The organism is Bartonella sp. AP36NXGY, from assembly GCF_042195865.1.
Lineage (GTDB): Bacteria > Pseudomonadota > Alphaproteobacteria > Rhizobiales > Rhizobiaceae > Bartonella.
Map to the genome: position 1 here is coordinate 1 of NZ_JBHIPD010000095.1, position 1,537 is coordinate 1,537.

General features: G+C 42.4%; 1 protein-coding gene and 2 pseudogenes. All 3 read left to right on the plus strand.

The genetic code is table 11. The annotated features are described in order from the left end of the window. Position 1: 1 nt before the first annotated feature. A complete protein-coding gene (locus tag ACFINX_RS10010; RefSeq protein ID WP_375668790.1) occupies positions 2 to 259 on the plus strand; it encodes an NADH-quinone oxidoreductase subunit K in 258 nt (85 codons plus the stop codon). A gap of 65 nt (positions 260 to 324) precedes the next feature. After that, positions 325 to 660, plus strand: a pseudogene (locus ACFINX_RS10015) (hypothetical protein). Between the two features lie 15 nt (positions 661 to 675). Next, positions 676 to 1,326: pseudogene (locus ACFINX_RS10020) on the plus strand (proton-conducting transporter membrane subunit); the annotation flags it as partial. Between the last annotated feature and the right edge of the window lie 211 nt (positions 1,327 to 1,537).

A 1,537-nucleotide genomic window follows, 5' to 3' on the forward strand; every position in this document is an offset into this window, starting at 1 on the left:
CATCTCACTTCTAGGAATGCTAGTCTACCGCTCACACCTGATAGCCTCCCTCCTCTGCCTAGAAGGAATAATAATATCACTCTTCATCACAATCGCCCTCATGGCCTCAAACACACACTCCTCTCTGACCAACATCATACCAATCACCCTACTAGTATTTGCTGCTTGCGAAACAGCAGTAGGCCTTGCCCTAATAGTCTCAATCTCCAATACATACGGTCTAGATTACATCCACAACTTAAGTCTACTTCAATGTTAAAAATAATCATTCCAACAACCATATTGCTACCAATAACATGATTCTCTACAAACAACATAATCTGAATTAACTTAACTACACATAGCCTAATCATTAGCCTCATTCCCCTACTATTTTTTAACCAAACCAATAACAACCTCCTTAACCACTCAACCTACCTATCCTCCGACCCACTAACAACACCCCTTCTGACACTAACCGCTTGACTTCTACCCCTCATGATAATAGCTAGCCAGTACCACCTATGCAATGAACCCCCTTCGCAAAAAAAACTCTACCTCTCCACAATAATTTTCCTTCAAATCACCTTAATTCTAACATTCATGGCCACAGAATTAATCTTATTCTACATCCTATTCGAAACCACCCTTATTCCCACCCTAATCATCATCACCAAATGAGGTAACCAAGCAGAACGCCTCAACGCAAGCACATACTTTCTATTCTATACACTAACTGGCTCTCTACTCCTACTCATCATATTAACCTACACCTACAATAACGCAGGCTCATTAAATATCATACTACTAACACTCACAGACCAAAAACTAACAACCACCTGATCACACAACCTCGTCTGACTAGCATGCACGATAGCTTTCATAACAAAAATACCCTTATATGGCCTACACCTATGACTCCCAAAAGCCCATGTTGAAGCCCCTATCGCAGGCTCAATAGTCCTCGCCGCAGTACTCTTAAAACTAGGTGGCTATGGCATAATACGACTCACCCCTATTCTTAACCCCCTAACAGAATACATAGCCTACCCTTTCCTCATGCTAGCCCTATGAGGCATAATCATAACAAGCTCAATCTGCCTACGACAAACAGACCTAAAATCACTCATCGCATACTCCTCCGTAAGCCATATATCCCTAGTAATCATAGCCTCCCTCATTCAAACCCCCTGAAGCTTTTCTGGCGCAACCACCCTCATAATTGCCCATGGACTTACTTCCTCTATACTATTCTGCCTAGCTAACTCAAACTATGAACGCACCCACAGCCGCATTATAATACTCTCCCGAGGACTTCAAACACTACTTCCACTAATAGCCCTCTGATGATTCACAGCAAACCTTACCAACCTAGCCTTACCCCCCACCATTAATTTAATTGGAGAACTCTTCGTGATTACAGCCTCATTCTCTTGCTCTCACATCACTATCGTGCTAACAGGACTTAACATACTAATCACAGCCCTCTACTCCCTCCACATATTCATTACAGTACAACGAGGAAAACTCACACACCACACAATTAACATAAAACCCC